At 73.5% G+C, this 21,337-nt stretch carries 20 protein-coding genes; 16 read left to right on the top strand and 4 right to left on the bottom strand.

Translation table 11 applies throughout. The annotated features are described in order from the left end of the window. Positions 1 to 221 precede the first annotated feature (221 nt). Complete coding sequence (locus ACQ5SO_RS01250; protein WP_430939748.1) at positions 222 to 707, top strand: GNAT family N-acetyltransferase; 486 nt, start codon at positions 222 to 224, stop codon at positions 705 to 707. Between the two features lie 11 nt (positions 708 to 718). Further along, positions 719 to 1,159, top strand: a complete 441-nt coding sequence (locus tag ACQ5SO_RS01245) for a DUF1810 domain-containing protein (RefSeq protein WP_430939747.1) — start codon at positions 719 to 721, stop codon at positions 1,157 to 1,159. Here ACQ5SO_RS01245 and ACQ5SO_RS01240 read toward each other — a convergent pair. After that, on the bottom strand, positions 1,147 to 1,593 hold the full coding sequence (locus ACQ5SO_RS01240; protein WP_430939746.1) for an iron-sulfur cluster assembly scaffold protein: 447 nt from the start codon (positions 1,591 to 1,593) through the stop codon (positions 1,147 to 1,149). The two genes, ACQ5SO_RS01245 and ACQ5SO_RS01240, sit on opposite strands and share 13 nt — an antisense overlap. A 157-nt stretch (positions 1,594 to 1,750) precedes the next feature. On the opposite strand from ACQ5SO_RS01240, the gene hisI reads away from it, so the two are divergent. Both hisI and ACQ5SO_RS01230 read left to right on the top strand, forming a co-directional pair. After that, positions 1,751 to 2,119, top strand: a complete 369-nt coding sequence (hisI, locus tag ACQ5SO_RS01235) for a phosphoribosyl-AMP cyclohydrolase (protein ID WP_430939745.1) — start codon at positions 1,751 to 1,753, stop codon at positions 2,117 to 2,119. Further along, positions 2,120 to 3,265 carry an AbrB family transcriptional regulator gene (locus ACQ5SO_RS01230; protein ID WP_430939744.1) on the top strand — a complete coding sequence of 382 codons (1,146 nt, stop codon included), beginning with the start codon at positions 2,120 to 2,122 and terminating at the stop codon, positions 3,263 to 3,265. A gap of 101 nt (positions 3,266 to 3,366) precedes the next feature. Here the strand turns inward: ACQ5SO_RS01230 and ACQ5SO_RS01225 are convergent, their stop codons facing one another. Next, on the bottom strand, positions 3,367 to 4,158 hold the full coding sequence (locus ACQ5SO_RS01225; protein ID WP_430939743.1) for a VPLPA-CTERM sorting domain-containing protein: 792 nt from the start codon (positions 4,156 to 4,158) through the stop codon (positions 3,367 to 3,369). Positions 4,159 to 4,254: 96 nt separating this feature from the next. After that, the gene (gene ligA / locus ACQ5SO_RS01220) at positions 4,255 to 6,540 is read right to left on the bottom strand and encodes an NAD-dependent DNA ligase LigA (protein ID WP_430939742.1); all 2,286 of its coding nucleotides are present in this window, start codon (positions 6,538 to 6,540) and stop codon (positions 4,255 to 4,257) included. A gap of 250 nt (positions 6,541 to 6,790) precedes the next feature. Here ligA and ACQ5SO_RS01215 point away from each other — a divergent pair, with 250 nt between their 5' ends. Continuing rightward, positions 6,791 to 7,393 (top strand): CHRD domain-containing protein, encoded by a 603-nt coding sequence (locus ACQ5SO_RS01215; RefSeq protein WP_430939741.1) that lies wholly within the window; start codon positions 6,791 to 6,793, stop codon positions 7,391 to 7,393. A gap of 292 nt (positions 7,394 to 7,685) precedes the next feature. On the opposite strand, the gene ACQ5SO_RS01210 is transcribed toward ACQ5SO_RS01215, so the two are convergent. Next, positions 7,686 to 8,528 (bottom strand): ABC transporter permease, encoded by an 843-nt coding sequence (locus tag ACQ5SO_RS01210; RefSeq protein WP_430939740.1) that lies wholly within the window; start codon positions 8,526 to 8,528, stop codon positions 7,686 to 7,688. Between the two features lie 220 nt (positions 8,529 to 8,748). Here ACQ5SO_RS01210 and cysQ point away from each other — a divergent pair, with 220 nt between their 5' ends. From cysQ to ACQ5SO_RS01155, 11 genes are all read left to right on the top strand, one after another. Beyond that, entirely contained in the window at positions 8,749 to 9,534 is a 786-nt protein-coding gene (gene cysQ / locus ACQ5SO_RS01205) for a 3'(2'),5'-bisphosphate nucleotidase CysQ (RefSeq protein WP_430939739.1), read from the top strand. Positions 9,535 to 9,551: 17 nt separating this feature from the next. Beyond that, the gene (locus ACQ5SO_RS01200) at positions 9,552 to 10,349 is read left to right on the top strand and encodes a 3-deoxy-manno-octulosonate cytidylyltransferase (protein WP_430939738.1); all 798 of its coding nucleotides are present in this window, start codon (positions 9,552 to 9,554) and stop codon (positions 10,347 to 10,349) included. Positions 10,350 to 10,362: 13 nt separating this feature from the next. Next, positions 10,363 to 12,006: a glycosyltransferase family 2 protein gene (locus ACQ5SO_RS01195; protein WP_430939737.1), complete on the top strand. Its 1,644-nt coding sequence runs from the start codon at positions 10,363 to 10,365 to the stop codon at positions 12,004 to 12,006. Between the two features lie 46 nt (positions 12,007 to 12,052). Then, a complete protein-coding gene (gene galU, locus ACQ5SO_RS01190; RefSeq protein WP_430939736.1) occupies positions 12,053 to 12,952 on the top strand; it encodes a UTP--glucose-1-phosphate uridylyltransferase GalU in 900 nt (299 codons plus the stop codon). Positions 12,953 to 13,091: 139 nt separating this feature from the next. Beyond that, a complete protein-coding gene (gene galE, locus ACQ5SO_RS01185; protein WP_430939735.1) occupies positions 13,092 to 14,069 on the top strand; it encodes a UDP-glucose 4-epimerase GalE in 978 nt (325 codons plus the stop codon). Between the two features lie 4 nt (positions 14,070 to 14,073). Next, positions 14,074 to 14,244, top strand: coding sequence for a hypothetical protein (locus ACQ5SO_RS01180; RefSeq protein WP_430939734.1), 171 nt, complete (start codon positions 14,074 to 14,076; stop codon positions 14,242 to 14,244). A gap of 195 nt (positions 14,245 to 14,439) precedes the next feature. Further along, positions 14,440 to 14,745 carry a hypothetical protein gene (locus ACQ5SO_RS01175; RefSeq protein WP_430939733.1) on the top strand — a complete coding sequence of 102 codons (306 nt, stop codon included), beginning with the start codon at positions 14,440 to 14,442 and terminating at the stop codon, positions 14,743 to 14,745. A 118-nt stretch (positions 14,746 to 14,863) separates the two neighbouring features. After that, positions 14,864 to 15,976, top strand: a complete 1,113-nt coding sequence (locus tag ACQ5SO_RS01170) for a glycosyltransferase family 2 protein (protein ID WP_430939732.1) — start codon at positions 14,864 to 14,866, stop codon at positions 15,974 to 15,976. Between the two features lie 91 nt (positions 15,977 to 16,067). Next, positions 16,068 to 17,678 (top strand): beta-1,6-N-acetylglucosaminyltransferase, encoded by a 1,611-nt coding sequence (locus tag ACQ5SO_RS01165; protein WP_430939731.1) that lies wholly within the window; start codon positions 16,068 to 16,070, stop codon positions 17,676 to 17,678. Positions 17,679 to 17,838: 160 nt separating this feature from the next. Further along, complete coding sequence (locus tag ACQ5SO_RS01160; protein WP_430939730.1) at positions 17,839 to 19,035, top strand: phosphoglycerate kinase; 1,197 nt, start codon at positions 17,839 to 17,841, stop codon at positions 19,033 to 19,035. Between the two features lie 345 nt (positions 19,036 to 19,380). Continuing rightward, positions 19,381 to 21,312, top strand: a complete 1,932-nt coding sequence (locus ACQ5SO_RS01155) for an acyltransferase family protein (protein WP_430939729.1) — start codon at positions 19,381 to 19,383, stop codon at positions 21,310 to 21,312. Positions 21,313 to 21,337 lie beyond the last annotated feature (25 nt).

Raw genomic sequence — 21,337 nt, 5'->3', positions numbered from 1 at the left:
GATATCGCCCCCTGCCGCCGCGTCCCCCTGCCGGGCGCGGCGGCTTTTTTCTGCGCGCTCCGGGCCTGCCGGGCGCAGCTGCGGGCGGGCTCGGGGGGGCGCAAGGCCCCCCGCTCGCCCACCCGCCCGCGCGCCAGAACGGGGCGCGCGCGGCCAGGGGCGAACCCGCGCGGGGGCGGCGAGGGTCGTCAACCGCGCCCGGCCGCGTTACCGTCCGCCCCATGCACACCATCCGCACCGCCCGCCCCGAAGACGCCCCCCGCTGCCACCAGATCGAGGCCGCCGCCTACAGCCCCGACGAGGCCGCGACGCTGGCGAAGATCGAGACGCGCATCGCCCTCAACCCCGGGGGCTTCGTGGTGCTGGAGGTGGACGGCGAGATCGCGGGTTTCATCAACTCGGGCTGCGCGCATGTCGTCGACATGGCCGATGACGCGTTCAAGTCGCTGGTCGGGCATGACCCGGAGGCGCCGAAAGTGGTGATCCTGTCGGTGGTGCTCGACCCGGCGCATCACGGAAAAGGGCTGGCGCGGCCGTTGATGGAGGCCTTCGTGGCGCGGATGCGCGCCCTCCGGAAGAAGGAGATCCACCTGATGTGCAAGACGCATTACGTGCCGCTCTACGAGGCGCTCGGCTATGGCTATGACCGCCCCTCGGCGTCGAGCTATGGCGGGGCGCGCTGGCACGAAATGTCGATGACGCTGTGACGGAGGCCGCCATGCAGGACCCGCACGACCTCTCCCGCTTCACCGCCGCGCAGGACGGCTCCCTCGCCCGGGCCGAGGCGGAGCTTGCGGCTTCCGCCAAGGTCTCGCACTGGATGTGGTGGATCTTCCCGCAGCTCGCCGCCCTGGGGCGCAGCGGCACGGCGAAACGCTACGGGATCGCGGACCTCGCCGAGGCGCGGGCGTACCTGCGCCACCCCGAGCTCGGGCCCCGCCTGGTCCGCTGCGCCGGGCTGGCGGCGGCGGCGCGGGGCACGGCGCGGGAGGTGATGGGCAGCCCCGACGACCTGAAGCTGCGCAGCTCGATGACCCTGTTCGCGCAGGCGGCGGAGGCGGAAGGCCTGGACCCCGCCCCCTTCGACGCGGTCCTCCACCGGTTCTACGGCGGCGCGCCCTGCCCGCTGACGCTGGACGCCCTCGCTCAGCCGTCCTGAGCCAGCGCCTCGTCCATCGCGGCGATGGCGGCGTCGAGCGACAGCAGGATCGACGCGTGGCGGTTCTTGTAGTCCTTGGCCGGGCGCAGAACCTCGTAGCCCTCGAACGGGGCGTCGGGGACCGGGCCGCCCGCTTTCAGCATAGCTTTGAGCTGCTCGCGCGCCGTCGCCAACTCGTCGCGCGTGCGGCCCATGATGGCGCCGCCCAGCACGGCGGCCGAGGCCTGGCCCAGCGCGCAGGCCTTCACGTCCTGCCCGAAGCCCGAGACCTTGCCGTCCTCGACCGACACCTGCGCCGTCACCGTGGAGCCGCAGAGCGGCGAGCGTTTCCTGGCCGTGGCCATCGCGTCCGCCAGCGCCGCGTCATGCGGAATGTCCGCCGCCAGCGCCAGGATGCGCTTGGAATAAAGGTCGATCAGGTCGCCGTCCGACATCTCGTCGCTCTCCTGCCCTCGACGCGCACCGCGATGCGCGCGTCCCGCCACTAGATAGGCCCCTTGCGCCCGGTGTAAAAGCCGCGAGTTCGCCGCCGCGCCCCGAGGGGCGCCTACAAGCCGCCGCCCGCCCCGGGCGCCGCGACAGGAGCCCCCGATGAGCACGCCCTTCGACCCCCAGACCCTCACGTGGACCGAGACCGGGCTGATCCCCGCCATCGCGCAGGACGCCGACAATGGCGAAGTGCTGATGATGGCCTGGATGAACGAGACCAGCCTGCGCGAAACCCTCGCCACCGGGCAAGTCACCTATTGGTCCCGGTCCCGCTCTCAGCTGTGGCGCAAGGGCGAGACCTCGGGGCACGTGCAGACGCTGGTGGAGCTGCGGGTCGACTGCGACCGCGACTGCCTGCTGATGCTGGTGCGCCAGGAGGGCCCGGCCTGCCACACCAACCGCCGGTCGTGCTTCTACACCGCGGTGAAGGACGGCGGCGAAGTGATCCTGTCCGAGCCGATGGTCGACTGAATGCCCGGCAAGACCCCCAACATGGCGGCCGAGGGCGAGGCCTCGGGGATCGGCGGCGACTGGCGCGCGGTCTGGGCCGAGCGGCTGAGCCGCCGGAACCTCGCCAAGCTGGCTTACGGGCTTGCGGTCGGGGCCGCGGGCGGCTGGGCGGCGGAAGAGGCGGGGATGCCGCTGGCCTGGATGCTGGGGGCGCTCTTCGCCTGCATGGCGTTCTCGGTCGCAGGCCAGCCGGTGATGGTGCCGATCTGGCTGCGGATGATCTTCATGGGGCTGATCGGGCTGTTCCTGGGGGAGAGCTTCACCGCCGACGCCGCGGCGCAGCTGTCGCGCTGGCCCGCCACCATCCTGATGGCGGTGGCCTACGTGCCCACCGGGGCGGCGGCCTGCTACCTGCTGTTCCGCCACGCGGCACGGATGCCGCGCGGCACGGCGCTGCTCTCGGGCCTGCCCGGGGGGATGACGGCGGTGGCGATCTTCGCGCAGGGGCTGGGCGGGGACGAGCGGCAGGTGGCGCTGTCGCAATCCATGCGCGTGGCCTTCGTGGTGCTGCTGGCCCCCGCCATCGCCTTCGGGCTGCTGGGCCTGCCCGCCCCGACGGCCGAGACCTATGCGGCCGAGATCCCGATCTCCTGGGCCGATGCGGGGCTGCTGGCGGCGGCCTCGACCGTGCTGGCGCTGGGCGCGGCGCGGATGCGCTGGCCGCTGCCATACCTGATCGGGCCGCTGATCGCCTCGGCCGCGCTGCGCTTTCCGGGGGTGGTGGAGGGGCAGCTCCCGGCCTGGCTGGTGGAGCTGGCGCTGCTGGTCTGCGGCGCCTCGATCGGCACCCGCTTCGCCGGGGTGAAGATGGGGGTGTTCGCGGCGACGCTGGGCTGGACCTTCGTCGGGACCTGCGTGCTGATGGCCATCTCCGCGGTGTTCGGGCTGGCGGCGCAGTGGCTGGTGGGGGTGGACCTGTTCGCCGCGATGCTCGCCTTCGCGCCGGGGGGCGTGGCCGAGATGTCGCTGATCGCCATCGCCATCGACGCCGATCCGGGCTTCGTCGCCACCCACCACATGGCGCGGATCTTCGCGATCCTGTTCGCGCTGCCGCTGATCGCCGGGCGGCTGGGCCGCTGGATGGAGGGCGGGGACAAGCGGCGCTGAGGCGCGCCGCGCCCTGCCCGCCCCACGCGCCCCCCGCCCCACGCAAAAGGGCCCGGCCGTTCCCCGGCCGGGCCCTTCTTCATTCGCGCGGTCCGGCGGCCTCAGCCGCGGCGGCGCACCAGGCCGAAGCCCGCCAGCCCGGCGACCAGCAGCCCCGCGCCCGCGGGCAGCGGCACGTCCGAGAACACTTCCTCGGCCGTGCCCTGGATGCCGACGGTGAAGCCGTTCCAGTACTCGTTCGACAGCGACCGCCAGGTCAGCGTGCTGAACGAGCCGATGAAACGGATCGTGCCGTGCGGCTCCCCGTCATTGGAGATCAGCCGGTACTCGAACACGCCCGGCGAGGTTTCGACCACCGTCTTCTGGGTGCTGTTCGAGCCGCCGTAATACCCGTCCGAGTCGTTCCCCGCGCCGTCGATGTTGCAGCGGGTGCAGCTGAGGATCTCGAAGTCCTGGTCGAAGGCGTAGCCGTTGCCGTTGAGCGAGACGAAGGCGAAGACCGGGTTGGCCACCGCCTCGGTGAAGGTCAGCGTCTGCAGGCCGGCATAGCGCAGCGCGATGATGTCCGTGCCGGTGGGGCTGTTGTCCACGCCCGGCGACGGGTTGGTCAGCAGCGGGTTCGCAAGGCTGGTATAGGGCGAGATCGCGTCGTTGCGCCCGCCGGTGTTGTTCTGCCAGTAATCCGTCCCGCCCGAGAGCTGGGCGAAGCCGATGCCGACCGGGTTGTTGTAGGTCACGCCCACGGTCGCGGTGTCGGTGGTGATCTCGCCCTCCACGGTCACGCCGCCGGTCGCGGTCTGGCTCTGCCAGTCGGTCCAGGCATAGGGGACGGCGGCGGCGGGGGTGGCGGCGGCGAGGGCGGCCAGCGCGGCGCCGGCGAATGCATGTTTCACGGAACTCTTCCCATGGCGAAATAAGGTTCGCCACAGCTTAACAGAAAGCCTTCGCCCTTCCATGGTTTCATATGGAAAGGAATTCGGGCGCCGCGCTCACCCGCCGATCAGCGCGATCCACTCATCCTCGGTCATCACCTGCACGCCCAGCTCCTGCGCCTTCTTCAGCTTGCTGCCCGCGGCCTCGCCCGCCACCAGGATGTCGGTCTTCTTGCTGACGGAGCCCGAGACCTTGGCGCCCCGGCTCTCGGCCCCCGCCTTCGCCTCGGCGCGGGTCAGTTTTTCGAGCGTGCCGGTGAACACCACGGTCTTGCCCAGCACCGGGGAGCCCTCGGCCGCGATCTTCTCCGCCTCCTGCACGTCCAGATGCGCGACCAGGCGGGCGACGGCGGCGCGGTTGCGGTCCTCGGCGAAGAACTCGACGACCGAGACGGCGAGCACTTCGCCCACCCCGTCGATGCCGAGAAGCGCGTCCCAGGCCGGGGTCTCGGGCATCTCGGGCTTTTTCGGGCGCGTGTCTTCGGGCGCCGCGGCATGGGCGGCGAGGGCGGCGCGGCGGGCGGAGAGGTCGGCGCCCGCCGCCTCCATCGCCGCGTCGAACTCCTCCCAGGTCCCGTAGGCCCGGGCCAGCATCTTGGCCGTCGTCTCGCCGACATGGCGGATGCCGAGGCCGAAGATCAGCCGCTCGAGCGGGATCGCGCGGCGCGCGTCGATGGCGGCGAAGAGCTTGGCGGCGGATTTCTCGCCCCAGCCCTCGAGGTTCGCGACCTTCTGCATCGTGCCGGGACCGTGGGTTTTCTCCAGCGCGAAGATGTCCGCGGGCTCGGCGATCCAGCCGAGGGTGTGGAACGCCTCGACCTGCTTGGCGCCCAGCCCCTCGATGTCGAAGGCGTTGCGGGAGACGAAGTGCTTCAGCCGTTCGACCGCCTGGGCCGAGCAGATGAGCCCCCCGGTGCAGCGGCGCACGGCCTCGCCTTCCTCGCGCACCGCGTGCGATCCGCAGACGGGGCAGACGGTCGGGGGCGTCCACGGCTCGGCGCCCGCGGCGCGGCGCGTCAGGTCCACGTCCAGCACCTTGGGGATCACGTCGCCGGCGCGATAGACGGTGACGTGATCGCCGATGCGCAGGTCGCGCCCCTCGCGGATGGGCTCGCCGTCCGAGCCGCGCCCGGCGATGTAGTCTTCGTTGTGGAGCGTGGCGTTGGACACCACCACGCCCCCCACCGTCACCGGGCGCAGGCGGGCGACGGGCGACAGCGCGCCGGTGCGACCGACCTGGATGTCGATCCCTTCCAGCACCGTCGTGGCCGTCTGGGCCGAGAGCTTGTGCGCCACCGCCCAGCGGGGCGTCGAAGACCGGAACCCGAGCCGCTGCTGCAGCCCGAGGTCGTCGACCTTGTAGACCACGCCGTCCACGTCATAGCCGAGCTCGGCCCGGTCCGCCTCGATCCCGGTCCAGACGGCCATCATGTCGGCGAGGCTTTCGCAGCGGGTCGCGCGGTCATTGGTGGTGAAGCCGAGGGCGCGCAGGGTGGCCAGCGCCTCCTCCTGCGTCTTGCCGAGGGGGGCGGAGAGCTCGCCCCAGGAATAGGCGAAGAAGCGCAGCGGGCGCTGCGCGGTGATCGTGGGGTCGAGCTGGCGCAGAGATCCCGCGGCGGCGTTGCGCGGGTTGGCAAAGGTGCGCGGCGCGCCGGTCGGCTCGTAGACCTTGCCCTTCGCCTCGGCGGCGGCGCGGCGATGGGCCTGCTCGTCCCGCCAGGCCTGCTCCTGCCGCGCGTTCAGGGCGGCGAAATCGGCATGGGACATGTAGACCTCGCCGCGGACCTCGAGCACCGCGGGGGCGCCCCCGGGCAGCGTCTTGGGGATGTCGTCCACGGTCAGCGCGTTGCGGGTCACGTCCTCGCCGGTCGTGCCGTCGCCGCGGGTGGCGGCCTCGACCAGCTTGCCGTCCTCGTAGCGCAGCGAGAGGGAGAGGCCGTCGATCTTCGGCTCTGCCAGGATCGCCAGCGGCGCCCCGGCGTCCATCCCGAGGAACCGGCGCACGGAGCCGAGGAAGTCGGCCACGTCCTCTTCCTCGAAGGCGTTGGCGAGGGAGAGCATGGGGACCCGGTGGCGGATCTTGCCGAAGCCCTCGGCCGGGGCGGCGCCGACGCGGTCCGAGGGGCTGTCGGCGCGCTTGAGCTCCGGGAACCGCGCCTCGATCGCCGCGTTGCGGGCCTTCATCGCGTCGTATTCGGCATCCGTGATCCGCGGCGCGTCCTCCTGGTGGTAGGCGCGGTCGGCCGCCTCCATCGCGGCGGCGAGGCGTTCGAGCTCGGCCCGCGCCTCGGTCTCGGTCAGGGCGTCGGGGGCGATCTGTTCGGGCGCGCGCGGGTCGGTCACGGGCGGTCTCTCCTCGGGCGGGGTCGGGCGGGATCGGGCGGGCGCCCCACATGTCGCGCGCGGGGGGCGGGGGTCAAGCCGGATCGCGCCGGGCGGCCCGCGCCGCCTGCCGGAACCGGCGCCATTGCGTGGAAACCCGGCGGGCGGGTAAGGTTTCGGCTGAAACTTTCGCGGATGCGGCGCGTTGCTACGGCGCGTCCGGACGGTCCCAGCGTGCCCGGGGCGAGACGATGACACAGAGGAGCTTCCGATGACCATCCGATCAATCGCCGCCGCCGCCGCGCTGGCGGGCCTTGCCGCGGGCGCGGCGCAGGCCGCGCACCTGCCCAAGGATTTCAAGGCGGTGATGAACAACGGCCCCGCGGGCACGGCGTCCCCGGCGGACGGGCTTGCGCTGCTGAGCCTCGACGGCCCGATGGGCGCGGCGACGCTGAGCTATGACATCACCATCAGCAACGCGCTCGACTTCACCGGCTTCGGCGGCGGCGGCGCGGGGGGCGATGCGGCCACGGCGATGCATATCCACCAGGCGCCGCCCGGGATGAACGGGCCGGTCGTGCTCGACCTGCTCGCCGACGCCGACAGCATCACCGCGACCGCGGGCGGCACGCAGATCAGCGGGGTCTGGACCTCGGCCGAGGGGCTGGATTCGATCTACGCGATGATCGAGTTCGCGTCGGGCTTCACCGATTTCTACGTGAACCTGCATTCCCAGACCTATGCCGCGGGCGCGATCCGCGGGCAGATCGAGGCCCCGGCCGACGTGCCGCTGCCGGCGGCGGCGTCGTTCATGGCGCTCGGCCTCGCGGCCATGGGCGTCGCGGCGCGCCGGCGCAAGGCGTCCGCCGCCTGAGCCGCGGCTGCGCAGGGCCGGGGCGTCGGCATGGCGCCCCCTTCGCAGGCTCCGCGCAGCAAGGCCCCCATGGTGAGGCCCCCATGACAAGGCCCCCATGACAGGGCCCTCCCAACAAGGATCGTCGCGCCCGGGCCGCCCCACAGCGGGCCGGGTGCGGCGGCGCTTCGCCTGGCAGGTCTTTCCCCGTTGGAAGGCAGGCGGAGCGCGGCGGCGTCCGGCCCGGCCGGGCGCCGCGTCATGCGCGCGCCGCACCCGGCGGCGCGCCCGCCCCGCCCCTGCCCCGGCCCCCTCAGCTGCGAGAGATCGAGAAATCGGCCCGCACCTTGCGCTCCAGCGCGTGGCCCACCGCCAGCAGCCCCGCGACGCAGAGCGCGGCGTATTCCAGCGAGGTGTCCCCGCCGCCATAGTTCACGAAGGCGGCCATGCGCATCGCGTCGATGATGTGGAAGAGCGGGTTCCAGTCGAAGAACGGCCGCAGCCAGCCCGGGATCGCGCTGGCCAGGAAGAAGATCCCCGAGGTCAGGAACATCGCCCGCTGCCACAGCATCCCCATCAGCTGCGCGCCCCCCGCGTAGCGCGAGATGCCCGACATCACCATGCCGGAGCCGACGCCGAACCCCCAGGCCAGCAGCAGCGGCGCCCCGAGGCCCGCCGGGTCCGCCGCCGGCGGCACGCCGCGCCACAGCGCCGCCCCCGTCAGGATCAGCCCCATGCTGGTGACGGTGATGTAGAACGCCCCCAGCGCCCCCGACCAGACCACCAGCGCAGGCTGCACCGGCTGGTGCCACAGCAGCGCCCCGCCGCCATTGAGATCCGCCGCCCCCCGCGCCCGCGCGGCGAGCTGGAACAGGTAGATCCCCGTCAGCAGGAAGATCACCACGTCGCCGCGGATCGCCGGGCGGAACAGGCCCAGGATCTCATACGCCGCGAGGAACCCGGCGCAGAGCGCCACCGGCGTCGCGAAGGCCGCCAGCAGCCCGAAGGAGCCCGTCGACTGCCGCGCGATCCCCTGCACCGCCAGCGCGTGGCACAGAAGGCAGAAGCGCAGCGCCTCGCGCGCCAGCGACGCGCGCCGCCGCGCGGGCGGAGCCGCGCCCGCGCCGCTGATCCCCATGCCGCCTGCATCCGCCATCCGCGCTCCGTCCTTCCTCCCGCCTTCCTCCCGCGCGCGCGCCCCCCCCGCGTCCGTTCGTCCCTTGCCTCGGCGCCTTCGCGCGCGCATTCAGGCGGGAGGGGGCCTTGCGCCCCGAAACGATCCGCCCGCCCCGGCATTTGCGCCGGGGCCTGCGCCCGGGGCGCCCGACAGGCGCCCGCCGCAGAGTGCGGGAGATTGCATTAAGGAGCCGTAAGCCATGGATCACGCTAAGATCGAAGCCGCGCTGAAGCAGATCGCCGTCGATGCCGGCGCGCTGATCATGGAGATCTACGAGAGCGCCGACATGGGCGTCGAGGCGAAGGCCGACGACAGCCCCGTCACCAAGGCCGACCTCGCCGCCGACGCCCATATCTCGGCCGAGCTGAAGGCCGCCTTCCCCGAGATCGCCATCGTGACCGAGGAGCAGGCCGCGTCCCAGACCGACACCGCGCCCGCGCTGTTCTTCATCGTCGACCCGCTCGACGGCACCAAGGAGTTCATCAAGCGCCGCGGCGAGTTCACCGTGAACATCGCCCTCGTCCAGGACGGCGGCCCGATCCGCGGCGTGGTCTACGCGCCGGCCAAGGGGCGGCTGTTCTACACCGACGCCGAGGGGCTGAGCTGGGAAAGCGCCCCCGACGGGTCGAACGCGAAACGCCTCCAGGTCTCCACCCCCGACGGCGCGGCCCTGCGCGTGGTGGCGTCGAAATCCCATCGCGACCAGGCCACCGACGACTACATCAACAAGTACCAGGTGGCGGACAGCGTCTCGGCGGGCTCCTCGCTGAAATTCTGCCTCGTGGCCGCGGGCGAGGCCGACCTCTACCCCCGCCTCGGGCGCACCATGGAATGGGACACCGCCGCGGGCCACGCCGTGCTGCTGGGCGCGGGCGGCTGCGTCGACCGGCTCGACGGGACCGGGCCGCTGGCTTACGGCAAGCCCGGCTGGGACAACCCGTTCTTCATCGGCTACGCGCCGGGCGTCGACGTCCAGCCGCTCTGATCCAACCGGAGGCCCCCATGTCCACCACCATCGTCATCCCCGCCCGCTACGCCTCGACCCGCTATCCCGGCAAGCCGCTGGTGGAGCTGAAGGGCGCCTCGGGCGAGGCGAAATCCCTGATCCGCCGCAGCTGGGAGGCGGGGATGCAGGCGAAGGGCGCGGACCGCGTGGTGGTGGCCACGGATGACGAGCGCATCGCCGACCACGCCCGCGGCTTCGGGGCCGAGGTGGTGATGACGCCGGACACCTGCCGCAACGGGACGGAGCGCTGCGCCGCGGCGCTCCCCCAGCTTCCCGGGACGGAACTGGTGGTGAACCTGCAGGGGGACGCGCCGCTGACCCCGGTCTGGTTCCTCGACGCGCTGATCGACGCGATGTCGGGGGCGGAGGAATTCGCCGCCGCCACCCCGGTGCTGCGCTGCGACGCCGAGGCCCACCGGCGCTTCACCGAGGACCGCGCGGCGGGGCGCGTCGGCGGGACCACGGCCGTATTCGACCGCAATGGCCGCGCCCTTTACTTTTCGAAAGAGGTTATCCCCTACACCGGGCGCATGTTCACCGCTGATGAACCATGCCCCGTGTTCCACCATGTCGGCGTCTACGCCTACCGGCCGGACGCGCTGCGCGCTTATGCCGAGTGGCCGGAAGGCCGCTACGAGGCGTGGGAGGGGCTGGAACAGCTTCGTTTCCTCGAGAACGGCGCGGCGGTGAAGTGCGTGGAGGTCGAGGCCCGCGGGCGCGACTTCTGGGAGCTGAACAACCCCGTCGACGTCGCGCGCGTGGAAGGCGCGCTGGCCGCCGCGGGGATCGACTGACCGGCGGGCCTTGGTGGGCGGCGCGCCCGGGGCGGCGCAATACGGGGCTGCGGCGGCGGGCGATCTCGCCCATGTCTCGCTGGTGATCCCCACGCGGGGACGACCCGAAATCCTCGCCGGCGCCCTGCGCGCGCTGGCCTTCCAGGACGCGCGCGGGTTCGAGGTGATCCTCGTCGGCGACGCGCCGGAGCTGCCCTGCCCGCCCCCGGCCCGGCGCCTTCTCCGCCTGCCCTGCCCTGCGCCCAACGTCTCCGCCGCGCGCAATATCGGCGCCGCGGCGGCCGAGGGCGCGGTGATCGCCTTCCTCGACGACGACGCGATCCCCGAGCCCGGGTTCCTCGCCGCCCTCGCCGCCCCCTTCGCCGACCCGCGGGTGGGTCTTGTCGGCGCCCGGGTGCGCGGCTGGAACGGGCTGTCGGAGGAGGCGCCCCCCGCCTGGGTCGACGGCGCCGCCCGAACGCACCCCATCGCGCCCGCCGCCCCCTTCACCCAGTCCCCCTTCACCCAGTCCCTCTTCACCCTGGCCCCGCCGCACCGCGCGCCCGCGATCATCGGCGCCGCCCATGCCGTGCGCGCCGCCGCCCTGGCCGCGGCGGGCGGCTATGACGAGGGCTTCGCCTATTACCTCGACGAGACCGACCTCGCCCTGCGCCTCGCCGCCCTCGGCTGGACCGGCGGCTTCGCCCTGGGCGCCGAGGCCCAGCACCTGCGCGCCGCCAGCGCCATCCGCCGCTCCGACCGCACGCCGCTGAGCCTGTCGGTCATCGGCCGCTCCTACGCACGGTTCCTCGCCCGCCACTGCCCCGAGGCCGAACGCGGGGCGGCGCTGGCCCGGTTCCGCGCGGGCCGCCGCCGCGCGCTGCTGGAGGCGATGGAGACCGGGCGGCTGGAGCCGGGGCGGGTGAAACCGCTGCTGGCCGAGCTCGACTCCGGGCTGGCCGCAGGGGTCGGGGGGACGGGGCCCCGACCGCTCCAATTCCGCGCCTCCGGGGTGGAGAATTCGGCCCCGCGGCGCACGCGGCCCATGGTCGCGCGCGGCGCCGCGCAGCCCCGCGGCGCCGCCCCCGCCCATCCCGCGGCGGCGCCGCGGACGCCGCTCCACGCGGCGCCGGACCGGCCCGCCGAGGGGATCATCCTGCACGGCCCCGCCGCCGACCTGCCCGCCCTGTCGCGCATCGCCGCGACCCTCGCGCGCGGGGGCCGGATCGTCACCCTGCTGGACCTGCGCGCCAGCCTGCGCCCGCTGCGGCTGCGCTTCGACGAGAGCGGCGCCTGGGTCCATCGCGGCGGGCTCTGGGGCATGGCGGAACGGGACCGGCCGCGCCCGCGCCTCTCCCGCGCCGCGCGCCTGTCGCGGGAACTTGCGCGCATCGCCGAGCGCCGCCCGGCGCAGCTTCTCCTCGCCCCCGCTTACGCCCTGCGCGGGGCCCCTGCGCCGACGGGCGACGCGGCGCCGCAACCGCTCGCCCCCGCCGCAATTCCGCCCGATATCGCGCGGACGCTCGCCGCCGAACCGTCGCTTGCGCGGCGGAATTATGTCGTTGTCCGGGGCGGGCGCCCGTTGCATGCTGCATTGCACATCACCGCGCAGGCCGCCCCGGCGCCGCGCCAGTTTTTTGAGCGCACGGGCCCATCCGCCCCCGCGCGATCCGCTTGATCCGGTCCCGAGGGGCCGCCGACAGAAGAAGAGAGAAGAGAACAGAATGTCCCGCAAGGTCACCAAGGCCGTCTTCCCCGTCGCCGGGCTCGGCACGCGCTTCCTGCCCGCCACCAAGGCGATCCCGAAAGAGGTCCTGCCGCTGGTCGACCGGCCGCTGATCCAGTACGCGATCGACGAGGCCCGCGCCGCCGGGATCGAGGAATTCATCTTCGTCACCTCGCGCGGGAAATCGGCCCTGGAAGACTATTTCGATACCTCGCCGGAGCTGGAGCGCAGCCTCGAGGCCAAGGGCAAGACCGCGCTTCTGAAAGAGGTCTCGCGCACCAACATGGACAGCGGCGCCATCGCCTATGTCCGCCAGACCGAGCAGCTCGGCCTCGGCCATGCCGTCTGGTGCGCCCGCCGGATGATCGACGATGACGAGCCGATCGCGGTGCTGCTGCCCGACGACGTGATCGCCGCCGAGACCCCCTGCCTTCAGCAGATGATGGAGGCGTATAACGAGCTGCGCGGCGGCTGCATGGTCGCGACGATGGAGGTCGCCCCCGAGAAGGCGAGCGCCTACGGCGTGCTCGACATCTCGCGCGACATGGGCCGCCTCGTCGAAGCCAAGGGCATGGTGGAAAAACCGCTGGCGGAAGAGGCGCCCTCCAACCTCGCCGTCATCGGCCGCTACATCCTGGAGCCCTCGGTCCTGAAAACCCTCGACAAGGGCAAGCGCGGCGCCGGCAACGAGATCCAGCTGACCGATGCGATCTGCGAGGAGATCGAGCAGGGCCGCAAGGTCTATGGCTGCCGGTTCGAGGGCAAGCGCTACGATTGCGGCTCCAAGGCCGGGTTCCTGCAGGCCACCGTGGCCTTCGGCCTGCGCCGCCCGGACCTCGGCCCCGAGTTCGAGCAGTTCCTGCGCAACACCGTCGCCGGCGTCGAAGCCGCCGAGTGACCCCTCGCGGCGCGCCCCCTTCCGCAAGGGGGCGCGTCCCCGCGCCCGGGCCGCGCCTTGCATTTCCCCGCCCGGCGCGCATGAATTTTTTCTGAACGGCCGGTCCCCAGCCGGCGACACGCTTTCAACAGGAATCCCCATGTCCCGGATCCTCGTCACCGGCGGCGCCGGCTATATCGGCAGCCACGCCTGCAAGATGCTCCGCGCCGCGGGGCATGAGCCCATCGCCTTCGACAACCTGCGCACCGGCTGGAAGGCGGCGGTGAAGTTCGGCCCGCTGATCGAGGGCGACCTGCTGGACCGCGACACCCTCGCCGCCGCGTTCAAGGAGGCGCAGCCCGAGGCGGTGATGCATTTCGCCGCCCTCTCGAACGTGGGCGAGAGCGTGAAGGACCCCGAGCTTTACTGGCGCAACAACGTCACCGGCTCCCTGAACCTGCTGTCGGCGATGCGCGACGCGGGGGTGGGCAAGATCGTCTTTTCCTCCACCGCCGCCACCTATGGCGAGCCGGACCAGGACCCGATCACCGAGACGGCGCCGCAGAAGCCGATCAACCCCTACGGCGCCTCGAAACTGGCGGTCGAGGCGATGCTGGATGATTTCGAGGCCGCGCATGGCCTGAAATCCATCGCCTTCCGCTATTTCAACGTCGCCGGCGCCGACCCCGAGGCCGAGATCGGCGAGGATCACCGCCCCGAGACGCATCTCGTGCCGCTGGTGCTGGATGCGGCGGCAGGAGATCGGGAGAACATCACCATCTTCGGCGACGATTACGCCACGCCCGACGGCACCTGCATCCGCGACTACGTCCATGTCTGCGATCTGATCGACGCGCATATCCTCGGGCTCGACCACCTGATGCAGGGCGGGGGCAGCCTGCGGCTGAACCTCGGGACCGGGCACGGGTTCTCGGTGCGCGAGGTGATCGACGCGGTGGACGAGGCGCTGCAGATGAAGGTGCCGCGCAAGATGGGGACGCGGCGCGGCGGGGATCCGGCGCGGCTGGTCTGCGACGGGTCGCGCGCCAAGGCGGCGCTGGGCTGGGCGCCGAAACGCTCGGTGATGGAGACGATGGTGACCGACGCCTGGCGCTGGCGGCAGACGGGGCGGTATTGATCCGATGGGCCTGTTCGTGCTGGTCGGCGCGCTGGCCGACGCCGAGGATGACGCGGAGCGGGAGGAGCTGGGCGCGGAGCTGGCGGCCCTGTCCGCCACGCTGACCGCGGCGGGCCTGGCCCCGCACGCCGAGCCCGCCGAGGCCGAGCCCTGGGGCGAGGACGGCTGGGGCTAAACCGGCCTTCACGCGCTGCGCGAGGTCGCGGCGCGGATCGCGGCGGGCGAGGGCCTGCCCGACGCGCCCCTGGACGGAGGCGCGGCCCCGGCGGCGGATGCGCTGACGACGCGGATTTCCGCGGCGCTGGACGCGGGCGCGCCCTGCCCGCCCTTTGCGCATCTGCTGCTGCATGCCGATGATTGCGGCTGGTACGTGCCGCAGGACTTCCCGGCGCCGATCCGCGGCGATTCGGCGGGGGATTTCGCCGAGTCGCTCTGGACCGTGGGCTCGGTCCCGCGGCTGGCGGAGGAGCTTGACGCCGTCGCGGCGGCGCTGGGCCTGCCCGAGGGCGCGGATTTCGACGACGCGGCGGTGATGGCCGAGGTCGACGCGGCGCTTCAGGGCGCGGCGGAGGCGCCCGCCTGGCTGGCGCAACCCGTTGCAGTGTACATGCTTTTGCTGCTGCGCGCCGCGTGCCGCCGGTCGATGGCGACCGGGGCCGCGATCAATTTCACCTGAGGGGCGCGGGAAAATCCTCACGCCTGGGGGGCGGCCTTTACCCTTCGTTTACTCAACGCGGCGATAACCAATGTCAGCACCCTGAAGCGGGTGAACGGGACTGCGGAAAGGAAGCCGCATGGGCCTCGCCCAAGCCCTCTCGCTGCGCCTTGAACGGCGCCTGATCCTCCTGCGCGCGACGGCCGCCCGCCGCGCGCTGGCCCCACAAGGCGGACGCGCCGCGCGGTCCAGGCTGGCCAGGCTGCCGCGCGGCGCGATTTGCGCGGTGTGCGTGATCCGGGACGAGGCCGAGCGCCTGCCCCGGTTCTTCGACTGGCACCGCGGCCTCGGGGTCGATCTCTTCCTCATCATCGACAATGGCAGCGTGGATGGCGGCGACCATTGGGTCGCGGCGCAGCCCGACGCCGTTCTGTGGCGCGCCCGCGGCAGCTATCGCGCGGCGCGGTTCGGCATGGACTGGGTCAACGCCGTGCTCGGCCGCTGGGCGCGGGGGCGCTGGGTGCTGACCCTCGATGCGGATGAGCTGCTGGTCTACCCGATGTGCGACGCCCGGCCCCTGCAGGCGCTGACCCATTGGCTGGAGCGTTGCGGGCGCCGCAGCCTGCCCGCGCAGATGGTCGATCTCTATCCCGGGCCGGAGGTCCCCCCGGACCCGGCGCCGGACGCGCGGCTGGGCGGGCCGCGCCTGCACGGGGACGGCGCCGCGGGGGGGGCCTCGCCTGGTCGCGGCGCGGATGCCCCCGGCGGGGACGCATGGCGCCGGGCCGGGCTGGACCGCGCCTGGTTCGACCCGTGCAACACGCTGGTGGAGCGCGATCCGCGCTATGCCAACCTGTGGATCCGCGGCGGCCCGCGACTGCGGCTGGCGGCGGAGCGGCCGCACGAGGCCCCCGCCCTCAACAAGACGCCGCTGATCCGCTGGGCGCGCGGGGACGCCTATGTCTCGGGCGCCCATGCCGCGCTGCCGCGGGGGCTGAACCGCGGCTTCGCGCGCGACGGGGCCGAGGGGGTTTCGGCCGCGATCCTGCACACCAAGCTGCTGGACGGAGACCCCGCGCGCGCCGCCGACCCCGCCCGGATGGCCGAGCACTACGCGGGCGGGCGCGAACATGCCGCCTGGGCCGCGGCGGCGGCCCGGGGCGCGGGGTTTCACGGCCCATTCTCGGCCCCGCTGCAGGGCTGGCGCAGCCTGGCCCGGGCCGGGTTGATGGGCCGCGGGCTCTGGGCCTGATGCGGTCCGTGGGGGCGCAGCCTGCGGCCCTGGCGGGCGCACGCCCCGGCGCCGCGCCCCGCCGCCCTGCGCCCATGGCCCCGCGCGGCTGATGCAGGACAGCGGCCCCGCCTACCTGATGCTGGCGCATGACGGGCTGGCCCGCGCCGCCCGCCTCGCCGCCCGGCTCGGCGCCCATGGCGCGCCGGTGGCGGTGCACGTGGATGCGCGCGCCGACCTCTCGCCCTTCCGCGCCGCGCTCCCGCCCGGCGCGGCGCCGCTCATGGTCCCCCGCCGCCGCGCCGACTGGGGGCGGTTCGGGCTGGTGCAGGCGACCCTCGACGGGCTCGCGGCGCTGCTCGCCTCGGGGCGGCCGTTCTCCCATGTCGCGCTGCTCTCGGGCGCCGATCTGCAACTGCGGCCGGAGGCGGAGCTGCGCGGGTTCCTGGCCGCCCATCCCGGGGTGGATTTCATCGAAAGCGTGGACCCGAGGGTCGCCGAATGGGGTCGCGGGGGCCTGACCCACCAGCGGTTCGAATGGCTGTTCCCGCTCGACTGGCGGCGGCGGCGACGGGCCTTCGACGCGCTCTGCGCCCTGCAGCGGCGGACGGGGTTCCGGCGGGCCCTGCCCGCGGTCTCGCCGCCGATGCAACCGCGGCTGGGGCTGCAATGGTGGTGCCTGTCGCGCGGCTCGGTCGAGGCGCTTCTGGCCGATCCCGACCTGCCGCGCCTCTGCCGTTGGTTCCGCCTCTCCTGGCTGCCGGACGAGAGCTTCTTCGCCACCCTCGTCCCGCGCGTCTCCGCGGCGCCGCCGGACCGGCGCGGGCCGCTGACTTTCCAGCGCTTCGATGCGACCGGCAAGCCGTGGCTGCTCTATGACGACCATATTGGGGGGCTGGCGGCGGGGGATTTCTTCTTCGCGCGCAAGGCCTGGCCGGGCGCGACGCTCGACGCCGCCTTTCCCCGGCCGAAGGGGCACGCGCGCTTCGCCGCGACGCCCCCCGCCCTGCCCTTCGCCGCGATCGAGGCCCGCGCCCTGCACCCGCCGCGGGGCCTGCGCCACGCGGGCCGCGCGCCCTTGCTGCGGACCGAGGGACTGGCCGCGACGCCGCGGCCATGGAAGGCGCTGGTGGGGCTGGATGCGCCCTGGGGCGCGGCGATCCTGGACTGGCTGAACGCCCGCGCCGACATCGCGCCGCACGGGCGGATCTTCGCCGATCCGCCGGGGCGCTTCGCCGGGGGCGCGCAGGTCGGGCCCGGGGGGATGGTGGTCACCCGCGCCCTGCTGTGCACGGCGCCCGAGCGGCTCCTCTCCACCCTCGTCTCGGCGCCGGACGCGCGGATCCCGGCGCTGGCGCTGGACCCGCGGGACGCGCCGTCCGTCGTCGCGGCGGCAGGCGGGGACCCGATGGCGCATCTCCTGGTGCTGCGCGACGCCTGGGCGCTGGGCGAGGCGGCGCCGGACCCCGAGACCGCGCGCCGCGCGGTGGCGGCGGAGCGGGCGCTGCTCGACCGCGCCTCGCCCGCCCGGCTGACGCTGATCGACCCGTGGCGGCTGCTGGCGGCCCCCGGCCCCACCCTGCGCGCCGCGCTGGCCGGCGCCGGGATCGGCCTGCCGCGGGATGACGGCGCCGATCCGCCGCCCATCCCCCACGCGCTGGCCCTGCGCCCGCGGCTGGCGCGCCTGCGGGCCGAGGGCTTCGACGTGACGCCCCCGCCCTGACGCCCCCGCCCCAGAAAACCTTGGCCCGGGCGCAGGAAAATCATGCCCCCCGCGGCGCCGCGCGCCCTTGCCGCCGCGCCCGCCCCTTGCCAGAGATGCGCCCGACTGCAAGGCCCCGGACGCCCGGGGCGACCTTCATTTATCCGGGAGCCGCGCCGCCATGAGCTACAAGACCCTCGACGACCTCGACCTGTCCGGCAAGACCGCCCTCGTGCGCGTCGACGTGAACGTGCCCATGAAGGACGGCAAGGTCACCGACGACACCCGCATCCAGGCCATCCTGCCGACGGTGAAGGACATCCTCGCCGCCGGGGGCAAGCCGGTGCTGCTGGCCCATTTCGGCCGCCCCAAGGGCAAGGTCGTCCCCGAGATGTCGCTGCGCGTCGTCGCCCCGGCGATCGAGGCCGCGCTCGGCGCCCCGGTGAAATTCGCCGAGGACTGCATCGGCGACGCCGCCGCCTCGGCCATCGCCGCCGCCGCGCCGGGCGAGGCGGTGCTGCTGGAGAACACCCGCTTCCACGCCGGGGAAGAGAAGAACGACCCCGCCCTGGCCGCCGAGATGGCCAGGCTCGGCGACGTCTACATCAACGACGCCTTCTCGGCCGCCCACCGCGCCCATGCCTCGACCGAAGGCCTGGCGCGCGCCCTGCCCGCCGCCGCGGGCCGGCTGATGGAAAAAGAGCTGAAAGCCCTCGCCGCCGCCCTCTCGGCGCCCGAGCGCCCGGTGGTGGCCGTGGTCGGCGGCGCCAAGGTGTCGACCAAGCTCGACCTGCTGAGCAACCTGATGGAGAAGGTCGACGCCATCGTCATCGGCGGCGGCATGGCCAACACCTTCCTCGCCGCCCGGGGCATCGACGTGGGCAAGTCGCTCTGCGAGCACGACCTGGCCGACACCGCGCGGGAGATCATGGCCAAGGCCGAGGCGCAGGGCTGCGAGCTGGTGCTGCCGACGGACGTGGTCGTGGCGCGCGAGTTCGCGGCCAACGCGGCGAATGAGACGGTGGCCGCCGACGCCTGCCCCGCCGACGCGATGATCCTTGACGCCGGGCCGGACTCGGTCGCCGTCGTGGCCGCGAAGTTCGAGGCCGCGAAGACCGTGGTCTGGAACGGCCCGCTCGGCGCGTTCGAGATCGAGCCCTTCAACGCCGCCACCGACGCCGCCGCCCTGAAGGCCGCGGCGCTGACCGAGGCCGGCAAGCTGCTCTCGGTCGCCGGGGGCGGCGACACGGTGGCGGCGCTGAACGCCTCGGGCGCGGGGGCCAAGTTCTCCTACGTCTCGACCGCGGGCGGCGCGTTCCTCGAGTGGCTCGAGGGCAAGACCCTGCCGGGCGTCGCGGCGCTCGAAGCCTCTGCCTGATCCGCCGCGCCTGCGGGCGGAGGGCGAAGAATCCTGGGGGCGGCCGGAAACTTCGGCCGCCCCCTTCTCGTTTCTCGGGGGTCGGCGGGGCCGGGTCGAAGACCCGAAGCCCCCGCCGCCTGCGCGTGGGGCCGCGGCCCGCCTGAAGCGCGGCCGCCGCGGCCTTCGCGCGGCCCGCCCGCAGGCCGCGCCCCGCCTCCCCGCCCGCGCGCCGCCCTTGCCGCCCCGCCCCCGGCCTTGCGACAATTCTCTTGCTGCGCGCCCGGACCGTGCGTGCAAGTCTCCGCCGCGTCGCGCGGCCCATGCATTTCGGCGCGCCCACCTGTTCCCGGAGCCCATTTCCCCATGCGATACCGCCCGGAAATCGACGGCCTGCGCACCATCGCGGTGGTCTCGGTCATCATCTACCACCTCAAGATCACGCTGGCCGGGGATGTCCAGCTGCTGGGCGGGGGGTATCTCGGGGTCGACGTGTTCTTCGTCCTCTCGGGCTTCCTGATCACGCGGATCCTGCTGGCGGACGTGGCGGCGAACGGGCGGGTGTCCTACGGGACGTTCTACACGCGCCGGGCGCGGCGGATCCTGCCGCCGCTGCTGCTGGTGATGCTGGCGAGCCTGCCGGCCGCCTGGATCATCCTGCTGCCCTCGCAGATGGTCGAATTCGCGCAGTCCCTGCCCGCGGCGCTGTTCTTCGTCGCCAACGGGTTCTGGTACGGCGCGCAGCACGCCTACGGGGCGGAATCGGCGCTTCTCAAGCCGTTCCTGCACACCTGGAGCCTGGCGGTGGAGGAGCAGTTCTACATCGTCCTGCCCGTCGCGCTGATGCTGTTCCACCGGTGGCGGATCGTGGGCGCGGGGCTGCTGGCGGGGCTGGTCCTGGGGTTCATCCTCGCCGTCGCCACGACCGAGCTGCGCTTCAACCTCTCGTTCTATTCGCCGACCAGCCGCGCGTGGGAGCTGCTGGCCGGCGGCTGTCTCGCCTGGCTGGCCGAGACGCGCGGCGGGCAGGCGGTGCCCGACCGCTGGGCCGAGCGGCTGCGCTGGGTTCCGTCCGCGTCGCTCGTCGCCGTGCTGCTGTCGCTGGTCTTCCTGTCGCGCGACAGCGCGGCGGGGGCGATGCACCCGGGCCTCTCGACCCTGCCGGTGGTGCTCGGGACCTGCGCGATGATCGCCTTCGCCCGACCGGAGGACCCGGTGACGCGCCTGCTGTCGACCGCCCCCTTCGTGTGGATCGGCAAGCTGAGCTACTCGCTCTATCTCTGGCACTTCCCGATCTTCGCCTTCGGGCGGCTGACCACCTGGGACCCGGGGCCGCTGGACTGGGCGGCCTGGACGGCGCTGACGGTCGCCTGCTCCTGGATCGGCTACAAGCTGGTGGAGGTCCCGTTCCGCCACAGCCTGCCCGCGCGGCCCTTCGCGCTGCTCACCGGCGGGGCGGCGGCGGCGGCGATGCTGTTCGCGGGGGCGATGGTCGCCACCGACGGGCTGCGCAGCCGCCAGGCCGAGCTGCTGGCGCTCTACGGCCCGGCGGAACCCGACAACCAGCGCCTGCGGGCCGAGAGCTGGGCGCTGCTCGACAGCCTGCCGCCCTTCGACTCGCCCGATTTCCGCTATCTCGGGGCCGGGGACCCGCAGACGGCGAAGCGCGCGCTGATCATCGGCAACTCCCACGCCAAGGACATGTTCAACGCGCTGCTGGCCAACCAGGACGCCCTGCCCGACTGGCGCTTCGCGCGGTTCGGGGTGGAGAACGACCTGCCCCCGGGCCGGATGGCGCGGCTGACGGGGTCCGAGGCCTGGGCGAAGGCCGACGTGGTGCTCGTCGCGCCGCTGCACGAGACCCCGCTCTCGCCCCGGCTCGAGACCTTCATCGAGACCGCTCGGGCGGCGGGCAAGGAGGTGATCCTGGCGGGCAACAACGCGATGTTCCCCGGGTATCGCGACCTGCCGCTGTTCGACGCCGCGATGCGCCGCGGCGACGCGCCCTTCGACGCCGATGCGCTGCGCCGCCAGGCCTATGCGCTGGAGCTGCGCGCGGCCTCCGCCCCGATCAACGCCGCCCTGCGCGCGCTGGCCGAGAAGACCGGCGCGCGGTATGTCGACCGGCGCACGCTGATCTGCAACGACGCCGCGCAGCTTTGCGACATCGTCACGCCGGACGGGCGCAAGGTGCTGTTCGATTACGGGCACTGGAGCCTGCCGGGCGCGGCCTTCCTCGGGGCGCGGATCGTCGAGGCGGGCTGGCTGCCGGGGACCGGCGCCGAGGCCGGGCGCTGAGCGATCCGGGCGGGTCCGGGCCGGG

The sequence above is a fragment of the Rhodovulum sp. DZ06 genome (assembly GCF_050586345.1).
GTDB lineage: Bacteria > Pseudomonadota > Alphaproteobacteria > Rhodobacterales > Rhodobacteraceae > JBOCEF01.
This window is presented reverse-complemented; position numbering and strand designations above follow the sequence as displayed.